At 70.0% G+C, this 17,281-nt stretch carries 13 protein-coding genes; 9 read left to right on the top strand and 4 right to left on the bottom strand.

The annotated features are described in order from the left end of the window. Nucleotides 1-7 precede the first annotated feature (7 nt). The 7 genes from OHA68_RS04265 to OHA68_RS04235 are packed head-to-tail and all read left to right on the top strand — an operon-like array spanning nt 8 to nt 6,120. Nucleotides 8-925, top strand: coding sequence for an ABC transporter permease (locus OHA68_RS04265; RefSeq protein ID WP_327106441.1), 918 nt, complete (start codon nt 8-10; stop codon nt 923-925). After that, complete coding sequence (locus OHA68_RS04260; protein WP_225276862.1) at nt 922-1,710, top strand: ABC transporter permease; 789 nt, start codon at nt 922-924, stop codon at nt 1,708-1,710. The genes OHA68_RS04265 and OHA68_RS04260 overlap by 4 nt, the downstream gene beginning before the upstream one ends. Next, nucleotides 1,707-2,813 (top strand): ABC transporter ATP-binding protein, encoded by a 1,107-nt coding sequence (locus tag OHA68_RS04255; RefSeq protein WP_327106440.1) that lies wholly within the window; start codon nt 1,707-1,709, stop codon nt 2,811-2,813. The genes OHA68_RS04260 and OHA68_RS04255 overlap by 4 nt, the downstream gene beginning before the upstream one ends. Continuing rightward, the gene (locus tag OHA68_RS04250; protein WP_327106439.1) at nt 2,810-3,754 is read left to right on the top strand and encodes a DUF6282 family protein; all 945 of its coding nucleotides are present in this window, start codon (nt 2,810-2,812) and stop codon (nt 3,752-3,754) included. The genes OHA68_RS04255 and OHA68_RS04250 overlap by 4 nt, the downstream gene beginning before the upstream one ends. Beyond that, nucleotides 3,751-4,539, top strand: a complete 789-nt coding sequence (locus OHA68_RS04245) for an N-acyl homoserine lactonase family protein (protein WP_327106438.1) — start codon at nt 3,751-3,753, stop codon at nt 4,537-4,539. Before OHA68_RS04250 ends, OHA68_RS04245 begins: the two co-directional genes overlap by 4 nt. Then, complete coding sequence (locus OHA68_RS04240) at nt 4,532-5,350, top strand: SDR family NAD(P)-dependent oxidoreductase (RefSeq protein ID WP_327106437.1); 819 nt, start codon at nt 4,532-4,534, stop codon at nt 5,348-5,350. The genes OHA68_RS04245 and OHA68_RS04240 overlap by 8 nt, the downstream gene beginning before the upstream one ends. Before the next feature lie 20 nt (nt 5,351-5,370). Beyond that, nucleotides 5,371-6,120 carry a carboxymuconolactone decarboxylase family protein gene (locus OHA68_RS04235; RefSeq protein ID WP_327106436.1) on the top strand — a complete coding sequence of 250 codons (750 nt, stop codon included), beginning with the start codon at nt 5,371-5,373 and terminating at the stop codon, nt 6,118-6,120. On the opposite strand, the gene OHA68_RS04230 is transcribed toward OHA68_RS04235, so the two are convergent. From OHA68_RS04230 to OHA68_RS04220, 3 genes are all read right to left on the bottom strand, one after another. Next, a complete protein-coding gene (locus tag OHA68_RS04230; protein WP_327106435.1) occupies nt 6,117-7,478 on the bottom strand; it encodes a maltokinase N-terminal cap-like domain-containing protein in 1,362 nt (453 codons plus the stop codon). The two genes, OHA68_RS04235 and OHA68_RS04230, sit on opposite strands and share 4 nt — an antisense overlap. Before the next feature lie 3 nt (nt 7,479-7,481). Next, the gene (treS, locus tag OHA68_RS04225) at nt 7,482-9,182 is read right to left on the bottom strand and encodes a maltose alpha-D-glucosyltransferase (RefSeq protein ID WP_189136495.1); all 1,701 of its coding nucleotides are present in this window, start codon (nt 9,180-9,182) and stop codon (nt 7,482-7,484) included. Nucleotides 9,183-9,253: 71 nt separating this feature from the next. Then, nucleotides 9,254-11,362, bottom strand: coding sequence for an alpha-1,4-glucan--maltose-1-phosphate maltosyltransferase (locus OHA68_RS04220; RefSeq protein ID WP_327106434.1), 2,109 nt, complete (start codon nt 11,360-11,362; stop codon nt 9,254-9,256). Nucleotides 11,363-11,603: 241 nt separating this feature from the next. Here OHA68_RS04220 and glgP point away from each other — a divergent pair, with 241 nt between their 5' ends. Next, entirely contained in the window at nt 11,604-14,183 is a 2,580-nt protein-coding gene (glgP, locus tag OHA68_RS04215; RefSeq protein ID WP_327106433.1) for an alpha-glucan family phosphorylase, read from the top strand. A gap of 108 nt (nt 14,184-14,291) precedes the next feature. Continuing rightward, complete coding sequence (locus OHA68_RS04210) at nt 14,292-15,188, top strand: MurR/RpiR family transcriptional regulator (protein ID WP_327106432.1); 897 nt, start codon at nt 14,292-14,294, stop codon at nt 15,186-15,188. Nucleotides 15,189-15,281: 93 nt separating this feature from the next. On the opposite strand, the gene OHA68_RS04205 is transcribed toward OHA68_RS04210, so the two are convergent. Beyond that, complete coding sequence (locus OHA68_RS04205; RefSeq protein ID WP_327106431.1) at nt 15,282-17,195, bottom strand: peptidoglycan recognition family protein; 1,914 nt, start codon at nt 17,193-17,195, stop codon at nt 15,282-15,284. Nucleotides 17,196-17,281 lie beyond the last annotated feature (86 nt).

Here is a 17,281-nt window from a genome sequence, read left to right as displayed (position 1 = left end):
TAATCACATGCCGGCCTCAACCGCGTCCCCGCCGACCGCCGCTTCCGCGCCGCCGGCCGGCCGCCGCCCGGCGGCCCGGCGGCGGCGGGCCGCAGCCCTGCTGCTGCTCCTGCCCGCCCTGATCGCCCTGATCGTGTTCTTCGTGCTGCCGCTGCTCGACATCATCATCGGCAGCTTCACCGACCCCGAACCCGGTCTGGGCAACTACCTGGCGCTCTTCAGCGACGGCTACACGCTGCGCGTGCTGGGCCGTACGCTGCTCGTCGCCCTGATCGTCACGCTGGTGGGCCTGCTGCTGGGCTACCCGTACGCCTACATGATGACGCTGGCGAGCCCCACCACCCGGGCGGTCATGGTGACCGTCGTGCTGGTGCCCTTCTGGACGAGCATGATGGCGCGCAACTTCGCGTGGATGGTGCTGATCCAGGACGGCGGGGTGGTGCAGGGCATCCTCAGCCTGGTCGGGCTGAGCGGCGTCACGCTGCTCGGCACCGCGACCGGCGTGGCCCTGTCGATGACCCAGGTACTGCTGCCGTTCATGGTGCTGCCGATGTTCAGCGTGATGCAGCAGATCGACCGCCGGCTGCTGCTCGCCGGGCAGAGCCTGGGCGCCAGCCGCCTGTCGACCTTCCGCAAGGTCTACCTGCCGCTGTCGCTGCCGGGCGTCATCTCGGGCGGGTCGCTGGTCTTCGTGCTGGCGCTCGGCTTCTACGTGACGCCGGCGCTGCTCGGCTCCCCGCAGAGCGCACTCATCGCGCAGATCATCAGCGTCCGCACCCGCGACCTGCTCGACTTCGGCGGCGCGGGCGCGATGGGCGTCCTCATCCTGGTCGTGACGTTGATCGCGCTGGGCGCCAGCAGGCGGCTGGCAGGCACGGGCACGGCGGTCGCCGCCCACGCCGTGGCAGCGGGAGGTGACAGGTGAACGCGCGTCCCTGGCTGAAGATCGTGTCCGTGCTCGTGGGCCTCTTCCTCACGGTGCCGACGCTCGTCGTCATCCCGATGAGCTTCTCCTCCTCCCAGACGTTCAGGTTCCCGCCCCAGGGCTGGTCCCTGCAGTGGTACGAGCGGCTGTTCACCTCGCCCGAGTGGAGCACCGCGATCCTGAACTCCCTCCAGGTCGGGCTGCTGACGACCCTGCTGGCCACCACTCTCGGCACCGCCGCGGCGCTGGGCCTGGCCATGCTGGGCAGCAGAGCGCGCGGCCTGGCGACCGGGTTCCTGCTGTCCCCGATCATCATCCCGAACATCCTCATCGCCCTGGTGGTCTTCTCGGCCTTCCTGCGGCTGTCGCTGACCGGCACCCTGTTCGGCATCGCGCTGGCGCACACCGCCATCGCCCTGCCGTTCGTGGTGATCGCGGTGACGGCGCGGCTGCAGGGCATGGACGCGTCCCTGCAGAAGGCCGGCACCAGCCTCGGCGCGGGGCCGCTGTCCGTCTTCAGGAAGATCACCCTTCCGCTGGCGCTGCCGGGCGTGCTCTCAGGCGCGGTCCTGGCCTTCATCACCTCTTTCGACGAGGTGGTCATCTCGCTGTTCCTGCAGTCGCCGACCACGCTCACACTCCCCGTCCAGATGTTCAACAGCGTGACCGTGCAGATCGACCCGACCATCTCGGCGGCGTCGAGCCTGATGGTCGTGCTGGTCAGCGGCCCCATCCTGCTCGCGCAGGTGATCGGCGCGCGCCGAGGAAAGGCAGGTAGGCAATGACGGCCGGTGACGGACGGATCGAGCTGACGGATCTGTGCAAACGGTACGGCTCAGGGCCACTCGTGGTGGACCACGTCAACATCGACATCGCGTCGGGCGAGTTCATCACCCTGCTCGGGCCGAGCGGCTCGGGCAAGACCACCACGCTCAACATGATCGCGGGCTTCACCGACGTCACCTCGGGGACCATCAAGCTGGGCGGGCGCGACATCGCGCCGCTGCCGCCGCACCGGCGCGCGTTCGGCATGGTCTTCCAGAGCTACGCGCTCTTCCCGCACATGACGGTCGCGCAGAACGTCGCCTTCCCCCTGCGTGAGCGCAAGGTGGCGAAGGAGGAGATCGCCCGGCGGGTGGAGGAGACGCTGCGCCTGGTCGACCTCGGCGGCATGGGCGGGCGGCGCCCCGACGAGCTGTCGGGCGGCCAGCAGCAGCGGGTCGCGCTGGCCCGCGCGGTGGTCTTCTCGCCCAGCGTGCTGCTGCTCGACGAGCCGCTCAGCGCCCTGGACCGCAAGCTCAGGCAGACCCTCCAGCAGGAGATCAAGCGCCTGCACGAGGAGCTGAAGCTCACCTTCGTCTTCGTCACCCACGACCAGGACGAGGCCATGTCGCTGTCGGACCGCATCGCGGTCTTCAACGCGGGCCGCGTCGAGCGCATCGGCACCCCGGCCGACCTCTACCGCGACCCCGGCACCCGGTTCGTGGCCGGCTTCCTCGGCGAGTCCAACCTCTTCAGCGGCCGGCTGCGACCCGGCGGCGTGTACGAGTGGGCCGGGCACAAGTGGGTCGTGCGCGACGCCGACGGCCTGCCCGCCGGCCGCGACCTCGTCGTACGCCCGGAGCGGCTGCTCCTCGCCGCCGCGCCCACCGACGTGCCGGCCGGCGTGAACAGCGTCCAGGCGAAGGTGACCGGCCTGTTCTTCCAAGGCACGCACCAGCGCGCCGAACTCGACTACGGCAACGGCATGACGGGCTGCGCCGTGCTGTCCCCCGACGCCATGGCCGGCATCCGGGCAGGCAGCAGCGTGACCGCCTACTGGGACCCCGCGCACCAGGTGCTGGTGACCCCGCCGACCGATTCACATCCCCACGAGGAGACCGCATGACCCAGCCACCAGCCTCGCTGCTCGACCCGGAGCTCGACGGCGACCGGCTAGACCCCGACCCGGAGGCTGACGCGCTACTCGTGGGCGCCGTGGACCTGCACGAGCACCCCGGGCCGAGCCCGTTCCCCCGGCGGATGACGCTCCTGGACGCCGCCAGGGACGCCGAGGGCGCCGGCTTCGAGGCCATCGTGGCCAAGTCCCACCACCACAGCATGGTCACCGACATCCTGGCGCTCGGCCCGGCCGGGCTGGACGAGCTGTCCGTGAAGGTCTTCGGCGGCATCGCGCTCAACCAGACCGTGGGCGGCCTGAACCCGCACGCCGTCGAGCTGGCCCTGCGGATGGGCGGCCGGGTGGTGTGGTTCCCCACCCTGTCCTCGGCGGCGCACATCGACCACCACCGCGACCACGACACCGGCTTCCCCACCTCCGTCGTGCAGCTGCGGCCCAACGACGTGATCACCATCCTCGGCCAGGACGGCAAGGTGCTGCCCGAGGTGCGCGACATCCTGTCGGTCATCGCCGCCGAGGAGGCGATCATGACCTGCGGTCACCTGGGCGTCGAGGAGACGACCAAGCTGATCGAGGCCGCCAAGCAGGAGGGCGTGCGGCGCATCCTGGTCAACCATCCCTGCTTCGTCGTCGGCGCCTCCGTCGAGCAGGCCGCGGAGTGGGCCCGGCAGGGCGCGCACATCGAGCACTGCCTGGTCATGTACTTCGGCCGTCCCGAGCGCCGCAGGGACCTCGGCGAGCTGCTGGCCTTCATCGACGCGGTCGGCCCCGAGCAGACCGTGCTGTCGTCGGACTCCGGCCAGAAGAACAACCCGCTGCCCGTCACGCTGTTCCGGCGCGGCGCGCGCGGGCTCCTGGACGCGGGGCTGGCCGAGAGCGACGTCCGCCGCATGCTCGGCGCGAACGCGAGCGCGCTGGTAGGCCGATGAGCACGTACGAGGTGCTGGCCGTCCGCTACGGCACCCGCGCGACCACCCGCGCCCAGACCTTCTTCAACCACCACGTCTACCGCGAGGCCGACAGCCCCATCGACCTGGACTTCTACCTCTGGGTGGCCAGGAACGACGAGCGCACCGTGGTGATCGACACCGGCTACAGCGCCGCCACCAAGGGGCACCGCATGGCGCGCACCGAGCTGACCGACCCGCTCGCCACCCTGGCCGAGCTGAACGCGCGGCCCGAGGCGTCCCCCCTGGTGATCGTCACGCACGCGCACTACGACCACATGGGCAACCTGGACGCCTACCCCTCCTCCGAGGTGGTCATCGCGCGCGCCGAGTTCGACTTCTGGACCGGCCCGTACGCCACCCGCCCGCAGTTCGCCTGCACCGTCGAGGAGAACGAGATCGCCCACCTGCGCGAGGTCCGCGAGCAGGGCCGGGCCACCCTCGTGGAGGGCGTCGCCCAGGTGGCGCCCGGCATCGAGGCGATCACGGTCGGCGGCCACACGCCGGGCCAGCTCGTCGTGCGGGTGGCGACGGAGACCGGGCACGCCGTGCTCGCCTCCGACGCGGCGCACTTCTACGAGGAGGTGGAGCTGGACCGGCCGTTCACCTACCTCACCGACCTGACCGACACCTACCGCGCCTACGAGCAGCTGCGCGAGATGACCGGCGAGCCCGGCGAGGTGCTGGTGGCGGGGCACGACGCCGACGTGATGCGGCGCTTCCCCGCGGTGCCCGGCGGCGACGGACAGGTGGTGCGCGTTGGCTGAGCAAGGAGCGAGCTCGCTGGCCGGGAAGGTGGCCGTGGTCACCGGCGGCGGCAGCGGCATCGGCGCGGCCACCGCCCGGCGCCTGTCGCGGGACGGGGCGCACGTCGTCGTGGTGGACGTGAACGGCGACGCCGCCGCCTCGGTGGCGGGCGACCTGCCCGGCCGGGCCGTCGCGGTGACCGCGGACATCTCCACCGAAAAGGGCGTGGACGCCTACATCGGCGCGGCGCTGGAGGAGTTCGGCGCGATCGACCTGCACCACCTGAACGCCGGCGTGCTCGGCACCATGGCACCCCTGCCCGACGTGGCGGCGGCCGACTTCGACCAGGTCATCGCGGTAAATCTGCGCGGCGCCTTCCTCGGGCTGCGCGCCGCCTTCCGGTGCTACCGCGACCAGGAGACGGGCGGCGCCGTGGTCGTCACCGCGTCGATCTCCTCCCTGCGCGGCGCCGACGACCAACTGCCCTACCAGACGTCCAAGCACGGCCTGCTCGGCCTGGTGCACGGCGCCGCCATGTACGGCGGTCCGCGCGGGGTGCGGGTCAACGCGGTGGCCCCCGGCCTGGTGCCGACCGGCATCTTCGCCTCCTCGGGCGACGCCTCCCGCGCCGCCACGGTGAGCCGGCGGGGCGGCACCATCCCCATGCGGCGGGTCGGCACCACCGACGAGATCGCCGGCGTGGTGGCCTTCCTGCTCGGCGACGACGCGGCGTACGTCACCGGAGAGGTCGTGTCCGCCGACGGCGGCGCGTTCATGGTCAACACCGTGACCCGCAGCGGCGGCGCGGGCGCGTGGACGCCCGCGGACTGACGAGTGAAAGGAACCACCCGATGACGCTCACCCCCGAGCAGCAGAAGATCAAGGACGAGTTCATCCAGGTGCGCGGCACCTGGGGGGAGTCGTGGGAGAGCATGCTCCGGCTGGACGCCGGCTTCCTCGAGTCCTACCTGCGGCTGTCCGCGGTGCCCTGGAACAGGGAGCACCTGCCGGCCAAGGTGAAGGAGTTCATCTACATCGCGATGGACGCCGCCGCCACCCACCTCTACCTCCCCGGCGTCCGGCAGCACATCCGCGCCGCCATCAAGCACGGCGCGACCGGCGCGGAGATCATGGAGGTGCTGGAGCTGACCGCCACCCTCGGCATCCACGCCTGCAACATCGGCGTGCCGCTGCTGATGGAGGTGCTGGAGGAGGAGGGGCTGCGTACCGGCCCGGCCCCGCTCGACGAGCGCCGGGAGCGACTGAAGGCCGACTTCACCGACAAGCGCGGCTACTGGCACGAGTTCTGGGACGGCCTGCTGGAGCTGGACCCGGACCTGTTCGAGGCGTACCTGGACTTCTCCGGCGTGCCGTGGACGACCGGGGTGCTGGAGCCGAAGGTCAAGGAGTTGGTCTACATCGCCTTCGACGCCTCCGCCACGCACCTCTACCAGCCGGGGCTCAAGCTGCACATGCGCAACGCCATCGGCTACGGCGCCACCCCTGAAGAGATCATGGAAGTGCTCGCCATCGTCAGCGTCGTCGGCATCCACGCCGTCGTAGAGGGCGCGCCCATCCTCCAGGAGGAGCTGGGCGGCTAACGGAACGCGGCCAGCGGGATGGAGATCCACGACGGCCGGTTGCGGGACTCGTAGATCACTTCGTACACCGCCTTGGACAGCTCGAACGCGCGCAGCAGGGCGGCGTCCGCGGCGGTGATCGTGCCGCCGCCCTCGATGTACCCCTCAAGGAACGCGGCCCTGTTGCGCTCGGCCCACTGGTCGGCTTTGGGCTCCAGCTTGTCCGCCTCGGCATGGCCGGCCAGCAGGTGCCTGGCGGCGTAGTCGAAGGAGCGGAGCATCCCGGCCACGTCGCGCAGCGGCGACGACATCGCCCGGCGCTCGGCCAGCGGCTGGCCCGGCTCGCCCTCGAAGTCGAGCACCACCCAGTCCGTGGTCGTGCGCATCACCTGGCCGAGGTGATAGTCGCCGTGCACCCGCTGCACGGCCACCTCGGTGGTCAGCTCCTCGACCCGGTGGTAGGCCTTCTCCAGCATGCCGACGTGCTCGCGCAGCTCCGGGACCTCGGCCGCCGCCCGGCCGAGCTTGCGCCGCATGCCCTCGGCCATCCGCTTGACCTCGTGCGGCTCGACCGTGCCGGTCGGGAAGGCCGCGGCCAGCTCGCGGTGGATGCGCGCGGTGGCGCCGCCGAGCCGGGCCGCCTCGGCGGCGAAGTCGCCGCCGGCCTCCGCCGCGGTGACCTCGGGCAGCGAGTTGTACAGGTCGCGCACGCTGGTCAGCGCCAGGTCCCAGCCGTCGGTGGAGTTGGACAGGAACTCCTGGAGGATGGCGAGCGTGGTCGCGGTGCCGTCGAGGTCGATCTCCATCCATCCGTACGGCTGGGCGATGTGCGGGGCCTGCCGGGCGGCCAGCGCGGTGACGATCTCCAGCTCGGGATTGACCCCGGGGATGAGCCGGCGGAACAGCTTGCAGATGTACGCGTCGCCGTACACCAGAGAGGTGTTGGACTGCTCGGCCCCCAGCACCATGCTGCGGATGCCGGAGTCGATCCCGACGCCGGGCAGGTGCTCGAAGCGCACCACGCCCTGCTCGGTGTCGCCCGCCATGGACTCCAGGATCCAGTGGGTCAGCTCCGGGTCGTGGGCAGCGTCGTAGACGTGCCACCACGGGTGGGAGGGGCCGTTCTCGAAGGCGTACAGGCCGCACTGGCCGATGAGGGCGTGCTGAAGGGTGTCGGGGAGGTCGGCGCGCATGCCGAGCAGGAGCTGGTAACGCTCACGGGAGCCGTCCTGCCACACCGACACGATCAGGTGGCGCAGGCCGGGGTCGCCGGCTTCGATGGTGACGTCGGAGTCGATCGACAGAGTGTCGATCGGGCGCCCCTTGCCGCCGAACCAGCGCTGATGTCCGATCCATGCGGCAAGGAGCTCGTCCAGCACGTCTTACTCCTCCTGGGTGATGGCCGGTGGGAGGGTGAACCAGTAGAACCCATGCCCAGGAAGTGTCAAAAGATACGGAAGCTCGCCAATCGGTGGAAAAGGAACTCCACCCATCGTCTCGACGGGCGAGACGCCGACGAATCGCCGCAGGTCCAGCTCCACCGGCTGCGGGAAGCGGGACAGGTTGTTCACGCAGAGCATGCGGTCGTCGCCCAGCTCGCGGACGAACGCCAGCACGCTCGGGTTGGAGGAGTTGAGCTCGGCGAACTCGCCCAGCCCGAACACCGGATGGCGCTTACGGATCTCGATCATGCGCCTGGTCCAGTGCAGCAGTGAGCCGGCGCTCTTCTGCTGGGCCTCGACGTTCAGGGCCTGGTAGCCGTAGATCGGGTCCATGATGACCGGCAGGTAGAGCCGTCCCGGGTCGCAGTCGGAGAAGCCCGCGTTGCGGTCGGGGTCCCACTGCATGGGGGTGCGCACGCCGTCGCGGTCGCCGAGCCAGATGTTGTCGCCCATGCCGATCTCGTCGCCGTAGTAGAGCACCGGCGAGCCCGGCAGCGACAGCAGCAGCGCGGTGAACAGCTCGATCTGGTTGCGGTCGTTCTCCAGCAGGGGCGCCAGGCGGCGGCGGATGCCGACGTTGGCCCGCATCCGCGGATCCTTGGCGTACTCGGTGTACATGTAGTCGCGTTCCTCGTCCGTCACCATTTCGAGGGTGAGCTCGTCATGGTTGCGGAGGAAAATCCCCCATTGGCAGTGTTCGGGGATTTTCGGGGTTTGTGCGAGGATTTCCGAGATGGGGTAACGGGACTCCCTGCGCACCGCCATGAAGATGCGCGGCATCAGCGGGAAGTGGAAGGCCATGTGGCACTCGTCCCCGCCGCCCACCGGGTCGCCGAAGTATTCGACCACGTCGGAGGGCCACTGGTTGGCCTCGGCGAGCAGCACCCGGTCGGGGTAGATCCGGTCGACCTCCTTGCGGACCCGCTTGAGGTATTCGTGCGTCCTCGGCAGGTTCTCGCAGTTGGTGCCCTCCTCCTCGAACAGGTAGGGCACCGCGTCCAGCCGGAACCCGTCGATGCCCAGGTCCAGCCAGAAGCGCAGCACCTCCAGCATCGCGTCCTGCACGGCCGGGTTCTCGTAGTTGAGGTCCGGCTGGTGGTGGAAGAAGCGGTGCCAGTAGTACTGCCCGCGCACCGGGTCGTAGGTCCAGTTGGACGTCTCGGTGTCGATGAAGATGATCCGGGCGTCGGAGTAAGCGGTGTCGGTGTCGGACCAGACGTAGAAGTCGCCGAACGGCCCCTCGGGGTCGTGCCGGGAGGCCTGGAACCAGGGGTGCGCGTCGCTGGTGTGGTTCATCACGAGGTCCGCGATGACGCGCATGCCGCGCTTGTGCGCCTCGTCGACCAGTTTCACGAAGTCTCCGAGATCGCCGAACTCGGGGAGGATCTTCATGAAGTCCGCGATGTCGTAACCGCCGTCGCGCAGCGGCGACTCGAACAGCGGCAGCAGCCAGAGGCAGTCCACGCCGAGCCACTGCAGATAGTCGAGCTTGTCGATCAGGCCCTTGATGTCACCCGTGCCGTCCCCGTTGGAGTCGGCGAAGCCCCTGATCAGGACCTCATAGAAGACCGCGCGTTTGTACCAGTAAGGATCGCGCGGCTTCTCCTCGTCGAAGGAGTTGGGTATGGGTGTGGAGCTCATGGGCTCTCCCTTGGGGGGCTCATGAGGGAGGCGCTAACACACACGTTGAAGACTCCCCGCTGAATTCAGTTCTACCGTGGCGAGGCCCGTACGGTGAGAATGTGGGCCGGCTGGATGTGAGGGTCGAGGCGCACGTAGTTGCTCTGGCGCCAGCGGTAGGACTCGCCGGAGAGTTCGTCGTCGACGACGAACTCGGCGTTCCAGTCGAGCCCGATCGCGGGCAGGTCGAGTTCGACCGTGGCCTCGTGGGTGTGGTGCGGATCCAGGTTGATCACCGCCAGAACGACGTCGCCCAGCCCGTGCCTTCGTGTGGCCGTGTCATAGGCGCCCGGGAGTCGTTTGGAAAAGCAGATGATATCCGGTTGGTCGACCCGGTGGAATCGTAGGTTACGCAATTCCTGCAGTGCGGGATGGGCTCTTCGAAACAAATTCAAATGCGTAAGGAGAGGGGCCAGGCTCTGGCCCTCTCGTTCCGCTAGAACCCAATTACGAGGTTTGTACTGATATTTTTCACTATCTAGATATTCCTCACTCCCCGGTCGTACGGGGACGTTCTCCGCGAGCTCGTAACCGGAGTAGACGCCCCAGGTCGGCGAGGCGAGCGCGGCCAGCACGGCTCTGATCTTGAAGGCGGGTACGCCTCCGTGCTGCAGGTACTCGTGCAGGATGTCCGGCGTGTTGACGAACAGGTTGGGCCGCAGGAACGACGACGTCACGTGCGCCAGCTCCGACAGGTACGCCTCCACGTCCGCCTTGGAATTCTTCCAGGTGTAGTACGTGTAGGACTGGTGGAAGCCCACCTTGGCCAGCATCTGGAGCATCGGCGGCCGGGTGAACGCCTCCGACAGGAAGAGCACGTCCGGGTCGGTGGCGTGGGTGTCGGCCATCAGCCGCTCCCAGAAGGCCACCGGCTTGGTGTGCGGGTTGTCCACCCGGAAGATCCGCACCCCGTGGTCCATCCAGTGCCGCAGCACCCGCTTGACCTCGGTGTAGATCCCCTCGGGGTCCCGGTCGAAGTTGAGCGGGTAGATGTCCTGATATTTCTTCGGCGGGTTCTCGGCGTAGGCGATCGTGCCGTCCGCCCGGATCGTGAACCACTCCGGGTGCTCCTTGACCCACGGGTGGTCGGGGGAGCACTGCAGCGCGAAGTCGATCGCGACCTCCATGCCCAGCTCGCGGGCCCGGCTGACGAACTGCTCGAAGTCCTCCAGGGTGCCCAGCTCCGGGTGGATGGCGTCGTGGCCGCCGTCCTCCGAGCCGATAGCCCAGGGCGAGCCGGGCTCGTCCGGCTCGGGGCTGAGCGTGTTGTTGCGGCCCTTGCGGAACGTGGTGCCGATCGGGTGGATGGGCGGCAGGTAGACGACGTCGAAGCCCATCTTGGCGACCGCGGGCAGGCGCTTGGCAGCAGTCTGGAAATTTCCGGACTTGGAGATGCCGGCCTCGTTGACCACCGCGCCCTCGGACCTGGGGAAGAACTCATACCAGGAGCCGTACAGCGCCCTGCGCCTGCTCACCCTGATCCGCTGCTGCTTGGCCCTGGTCACCATCTCGCGCAGCGGATGCGCCTCCAGCAGCGCGGCCGTTTCGGGCAGCTGCGCCACCGACAGCCGGGCCCTGGGGTCCAGGTCCTCGTCCCGCAGCGTGGCCGCGACCGCCAGCAGCGCCGCCCGGTGCCCGCACGGACTGTCGCCGTTCTTGACGGCTCTGCCGTTGCCGTTCTTGGTGCCGTTCCTGGCGGCCATGGCCGCCAGGACGGCCTGCCCGTCGGGCCCCGGGCAGTCGGCCTGCCGGACGGCCTTGGCGGCCCGCTCGAACAGGCGGGCGCCCTCCTCGCACATCAGATCGCTGTCCAGGCCACGAGGGATCTTGATCTCGGCGTCGTGCAGCCACGTGGCGAGCGGATCACTCCAAGCCTCCACCCGGAACAGCCAGTCGCCCTCGGTGGGCAGGCAGATCTCCACCGCCCACCTGTCGGTGCCCGACCCGCTCTCGCGCATCCGTCTCAGCCGGCCGCGCTGCCCATCGGGCGCGGTGAGCACCACGCCCGCGGCCACGGCGTCGTGGCCCTCTCTGAACACGGTCGCCGAGACCGCGAAGGTCTCGCCGGCGACCGCCTTGGCGGGCCACTGCCCGCAGTCGACGACGGGGGAGATGTCCGTGATGGGAATTCGTCCGATCATCGCATTTCAAGGTTGCGACGGCACACTCGGTACCGCCGGAGGCTTTCTGTTACAGGAACGATCCTTGCATGTAAATTCTGGGCAGCAGTGGATGTACCTCCCGAGTGTCACCGGGAGAGTCGACATTGGAGAAAGTTGCCCCAATCCTCCGTCTTCATGCTTCGTCCGGGAAAGGGGTTTGAACGCCTTGGCTGGGGGTGAAGGACTCAGAGGTCCCTCCTAGCCCGTAGGGTTCAAAATTGTGAGAGCTATCCGCCGGTTCACCGTCCGGACTGTCCTGCCCGCGGAGCTGGCCGCACTAGGCGAGCTCGTGCACAACCTGCGCTGGTCCTGGCATCCAGAGACACTGGATCTGTTCGCCGAGGTCGACCCCGCCCTCTGGGCGCAGGTCGGCCACGACCCGGTCGCGCTGCTGGGCGCCGTGAGCCACGAGAGGCTGGCCGAGCTGGCCGCCGACCGCCGGTTCCTGCGCCGCCTCGCCGACGCCGCCGACGATCTACGGGAGTACATGACCGCGCCGCGGTGGTACCAGGCGCAACCCGACGGCGCGCACGCCATCGCCTACTTCTCCCCGGAGTACGGCATCGCCGCCGCCATGCCGCAGTACTCCGGCGGTCTCGGCATCCTCGCCGGGGACCACCTCAAGGCGGCCAGCGACCTGGGCGTGCCGATCCTGGCCGTCGGGCTGCTCTACCGCCACGGCTACTTCACCCAGTCGCTCTCGCCCGAGGGCTGGCAGCTGGAGCACTACCCGTCGCTGGACGCGGGCGGCCTGCCGCTGAGCCTGCTCAAGGACGAAGGGGCCCCGGTCAAGATCCGCATCGGGCTGCCCGGCGAGCGGGCGCTGCACGCGCAGGTCTGGGTGGCGCAGGTCGGCAGGGTGCCGCTGCTGCTGCTCGACTCCGACGTGGCCGAGAACGACAACGCCGCCCGGGACGTCACCGACCGCCTCTACGGCGGCGGCACCGACCACCGGCTGATGCAGGAGCTGCTGCTGGGCGTGGGCGGGGTGCGGGCCATCCGCTCCTACTGCCGCGTCACCGGCCACGCCGAGCCTGAGGTCTTCCACACCAACGAGGGCCACGCGGGCTTCCTCGGCCTGGAGCGCATCCGCGAGCTCACCGAGGCCCGGCTCTCCTTCGACGAGGCGCTGGAGGTGGTGCGCGCCGGCACGGTGTTCACCACGCACACGCCCGTCCCCGCGGGCATCGACCGCTTCCCCGTCGACATGATCGCCCGCCAGTTCGGCGGCGACAACGCCTGGCCGACCGTGCCGGTCGAGCGCATCCTGGCGCTCGGCGCGGAGGCCGACCCCAGCAGGTTCAACATGGCCGTCATGGGCATGCGCCTGGCGCAGCGGGTCAACGGCGTCTCGGAGCTGCACGGCGAGGTCAGCCGGGACATGTTCAAAGAACTTTGGCCGGGATTCGACCTGGACGAGGTGCCGATCGGCTCCATCACCAACGGCGTGCACGCGCCGACCTGGGTGGGGCGCGAGTTCATGGAGCTGGCCGCCCGCGAGGTGCCCTCGCTGCTGGAGAAGGGGCGCGGCTGGGAGAACGTCCACAAGATCCCCGACGCCGAGATCTGGAACATCAGGAGCATCCTGCGGGCCCGCCTGGTCCAGGGCGCCAGGGACCGGCTCCGCAAGTCGTGGCGCGACCGCGGCGCGTCCCCGGCCGAGCTCGGCTGGGTCGACGACGTGCTGGACCCGGAGGTGCTGACGATCGGGTTCGCCCGGCGGGTGCCGTCCTACAAGCGGCTCACGCTGATGCTGCAGGACCCGGAGCGGCTGACCGAGCTGCTGCTGGACCCGGACAGGCCCGTGCAGATCGTGATCGCCGGCAAGGCGCACCCCGCCGACGAGGGCGGCAAGAAGCTGATCCAGCAGATCGTCAAGTTCGCCGACCGGCCCGAGGTGCGCCACCGCATCGTCTTCCTGCCCGACTACGACATGACGCTGGGCCAGCTCCTGGTCCAGGGCTGCGACGTCTGGCTCAACAATCCGCTGCGCCCGCTGGAGGCCTCGGGCACCTCCGGCATGAAATCGGCGCTCAACGGCGGCCTCAACCTGTCCATCCGCGACGGCTGGTGGGACGAGTGGTACGACGGCACCAACGGCTGGGCCATCCCCACCGCCGACGGGGTGGACGACCCCGACCGGCGTGACGAGCTGGAGGCGACCGCCCTCTACGACCTGATCGAGCACGAGGTGGCCGACCGCTTCTACGACCGGGCCGGCGACGGGCTGCCGCGCCGCTGGATGGAGATGGTCAAGCACACGCTGACCTCGCTCGGCCCCAAGGTGCTGGCCGGCCGGATGCTGCGCGACTACGTGGTGGGTCTCTATCTCCCCGCCGCCCGCGCGGCCCACGTGCTGTCGGCCGACTCCCAGGCCGCCGCCAAGGCGTTCGCCGCCTGGCGGCTCAAGGTCACCAAGGCCTGGCCCGGCGTGCGGGTGGAGCACGTGGAGGCCTCCGGCATCGGCGACACCCCGGAGGTGGGCGCGTCGCTGGAGCTGCGCGCCACCATCGCGCTGGGCGAGCTGGAGCCGGGCGACCTGCTGGTGGAGGCCGCCTACGGCAGGGTCGGCCCGCACGACGAGCTGATCCACCCCCACCACCTGGAGCTGACCGCCGGCGACATGGACGACGACGGCCGGGCCCACTACAGCGGGGTGGTCCCGCTGGATCGGACCGGCGCCTTCGGCTACACCGTCCGGGTCGTCCCGCACCACCCGCTGGCCGCCGCCAAGGCCGAGCTGGGCCTCATCGCGGTGCCCGAGGAGCCCGCCGGCATGACCAACGGCACCCTGCGCTGACCCGGCGGCACCCACTCATGCCTGTGGGGGCCGCCGGCAGCACCGGTGAAACCTCGCGCTAGTCCGGCGGCACCCGACCAATCCGCAGGCAACGGCATAATCGGGTCTGTGGATGACAGTGGCAACAGCCTGCGGGCAGACAATCTGGTGGCGACGGTCCGAGGCTTGCTGCCGTCGCTGACGCCGGCCGCCAGGACCGTCGCCCGTCTGATCCTCGAAGACCCGGCGACCGTGGCGAAGAGCACCATCACCGAGCTGTCGGCGGCCTCCGGCACCAGCGAGGCCACCATCGTGCGCACCGCGCGGCTGCTCGGCTTCGCCGGCTATCCGCAGCTGCGCCTGGCCCTGGCGGCGGCAGCTGCCCAGCCCGACCGGCTGGTGCCCGGCGACCTGGCGCCCGACGACCCGCTGTCGGAGGTCATCCAGAAGGTGGCCAGGGCCGAGTCCGAGGCGATCAACGACACGGTCGCCCAGCTCACCTCCGAGCGGCTCGGCCTGGTGGTCGACGCCATCGTGGGCGCCCGCCGGGTGGACGCCTACGGGGTGGGCGCCTCCGGGCTCGTGGCGCAGGACGTGGCCCAGAAGCTGCTGCGCATCGGCCTGTCCAGCCACGCCTTCCAGGACGCCCACCTGGCGTTGACCAGCGCGGTGCTGCTCAAGGCCGGTGACGTGGCGATCGGCATCAGCACCTCGGGCCAGACGCCCGACGTGATCGAGCCGCTCCGGCGGGCGGGGGAGGCGGGTGCGACCACCGTCGCGATCACCAACAACCCCCGCTCCGCCATCGCGGAGCTGGCCGAGCACGTGCTCATCTCGGCCGGGCGCGAGACGGAGTTCCGTCCCGGCGCCCTGGCCAGCCGGATCAGCCAGCTCCTCGTCGTCGACTGCGTCTTCGTCGGCGTGGCCCAGCGCACGTTCGACTCCTCGCAGGAGGCTCTCACCAGCACCAGGAGCGCCGTCGCGGAGTTCACCAGACGACCGACCTCCGCACGTCGCCAGCCGTGACGGGTTCACCAGGCTGACGACTTCCGCGCGTCGCCAGCCGTATCGAGGTTCACGAGGCTGACGACTTCCGCGCGTCGTCAGCCGTGACGGGGTTCACCGGGCGAACGACACCCGTACGTCGTCGGCCTTCACGAACATCACTCGGTGCCCGAACTGGATCTGCAGGTACCTCGTCGTGCCCCGGACGACTCTGTGGCCGGCCGGGTCGAAGGTGACGGCCCGGTAGTACTCCGCCGCCGCGGGGCCGGCCAGCGTGTACTTCTCGCCGGCCGAGAACGTGTACTGCAGCGGGGTGACCGCCTGGTAAGGGATGCCCTCGGGGTAGGCCTCCTGCTCCGGGTACGCCCTGCCGTACACCGGGACCGTCGCCAGGCCCGGCCTGGGTGTCACCACGAGGCCCGCCGACGGGATGGCGGTCCGCGCGGTCGCCGGGTTGTGGAACCACGACTTCTGGCCGAGGTACCAGATGGCCGTCCAGTCGCCCTGCCGCTCGGCCACCGCGTACCGCTGACCGGTGCTCGCCCTGGCGCTGTGGTCGTACACGCTGTAGAGGGATTCGCCGGTCGGGTGCTTGCCGATGTCCTTGACCAGCGGCGCGTCCTCGCGCGGCGCGGTGCGCAGCCAGACCGTGCCCGCGCTGAGCGGCGGGCAGTCCGCCTCGGGGTTGGCGCGGTCGCAGCCGTAGAAGTGCGGCTTGTTGGTGGCGAAGTCGGGCCTGATCATGATGCTGCCCGCCTTCGGGCCGCCGAGCGGGTGCAGGGGGGCGCCGAGCAGCTTGAAGTAGTGCGCCCAGTCCCAGAAGGGCCCCGGGTCCTCGTGCATGCCCCGGACCGTGGTCGGCAGCGTGCCGGGCACGTTGTCGTGGCCGATGATGTGCGCCCGGTCCAGCGGCACGCCGTGCCTGAGCGCCAGGTAGCGCACCAGCTTGGCCGAGGTGCGGTACATCGCCTCGGTGTACCAGGTGCCGCCCTCGGCCAGGAAGCCCTCGTGCTCCAGGCCGATGGACTTGGCGTTGACGTACCAGTTGCCGGCGTGCCAGCCGACGTCCTTGGTCTTGATGTGCTGGGCGATGTGCCCGTCGGTGGAGCGCAGGGAGTAGTGCCAGCTCGCCCCGTAGGTGGCGTCCTGGACGAGGCCGATCGACGGGCCGAAGTAGCCCTCCATGTCATGGATGACGATGTAGTCGATCTTCTGGCCGGTGGGCCGGTTCGCCAGGTCGTGGTTGCCGTAGTCGTCCGGCGGCAGCTCCTCGTAGGCGGCCGGGATCCACTCGCACGAGATGGTGCGCGGGCACTCCACGCCGTCCCGGCGCGGCGGGCGCAGGCCCAGCTTCTCCAGCCAGGTGGCGACCGCGGACAGCCTGGGGACCGGCGCCAGCCTGACCCGCTGGCCGTCGTCGGTGACGCGCTCCTCGCCCGACTTGATGGTGGCGAAGACCTCGTCGGCGAAGAACTTGGCCGCCTCGGACTCCGCGGCCCCCGAATAGCGGGCGACCGCGCCGTACCACTGGCCGGGGTCGTCGCTGAGCGGCGCGCCGAGCGACTTCTGGTAGTCGGCCAGCAGGGCCGCGCCGCCTCTGATGTTGGCCGCCGGGTCGGTGCGGAGCTCGTCGTGGCTCTCGCCGGTGAGCTGGGCGGCCTTCTCCATGGTGCGCAGCGAGGCGGGGATCTCGACGGGGGCGGGCGTCCCGGTCGGGGCGGGCATCGGCCTGCTGTCGTCGCCGCGCGGGTCCTCGGCGCCTTCGGCGTGGTGGTTGGTCCCGGTGTACGCGGCGGCGTCGGTCAGGTGCATGGGCCCGAATCCGGCGTCGTTGCTGGGCCGGCCGGCGTGGGCGTCCCAGCGTGACTCGAGGTAGGAGACGCCGAGCAGCACGCTCTCGGGCACCTGGAACTCCTCGGCCGCCGCGCTGAAGGCGCGCTGCCGGTCGTCCGGCGCCGCGGCATGCGCGACCGGGGTGTTGACTAAGGGCAGAATGACGACCGCGGCGATCGCCAGCGCTCTGCGCATGTACCGCTCCTTGACTGGGGGGTTCTGGACCGAGTCAGCGTCTCAATGATTTCCTTCTTCGGCGAGAGTTTTACGAAGGATTTTTT

This window comes from Nonomuraea glycinis, assembly GCF_035920485.1.
Classification (GTDB): Bacteria; Actinomycetota; Actinomycetes; order Streptosporangiales; family Streptosporangiaceae; genus Nonomuraea; species Nonomuraea glycinis.
Note: the sequence above shows the minus strand (reverse complement) of the source record. Positions and strands in the feature narration are given on the sequence as shown.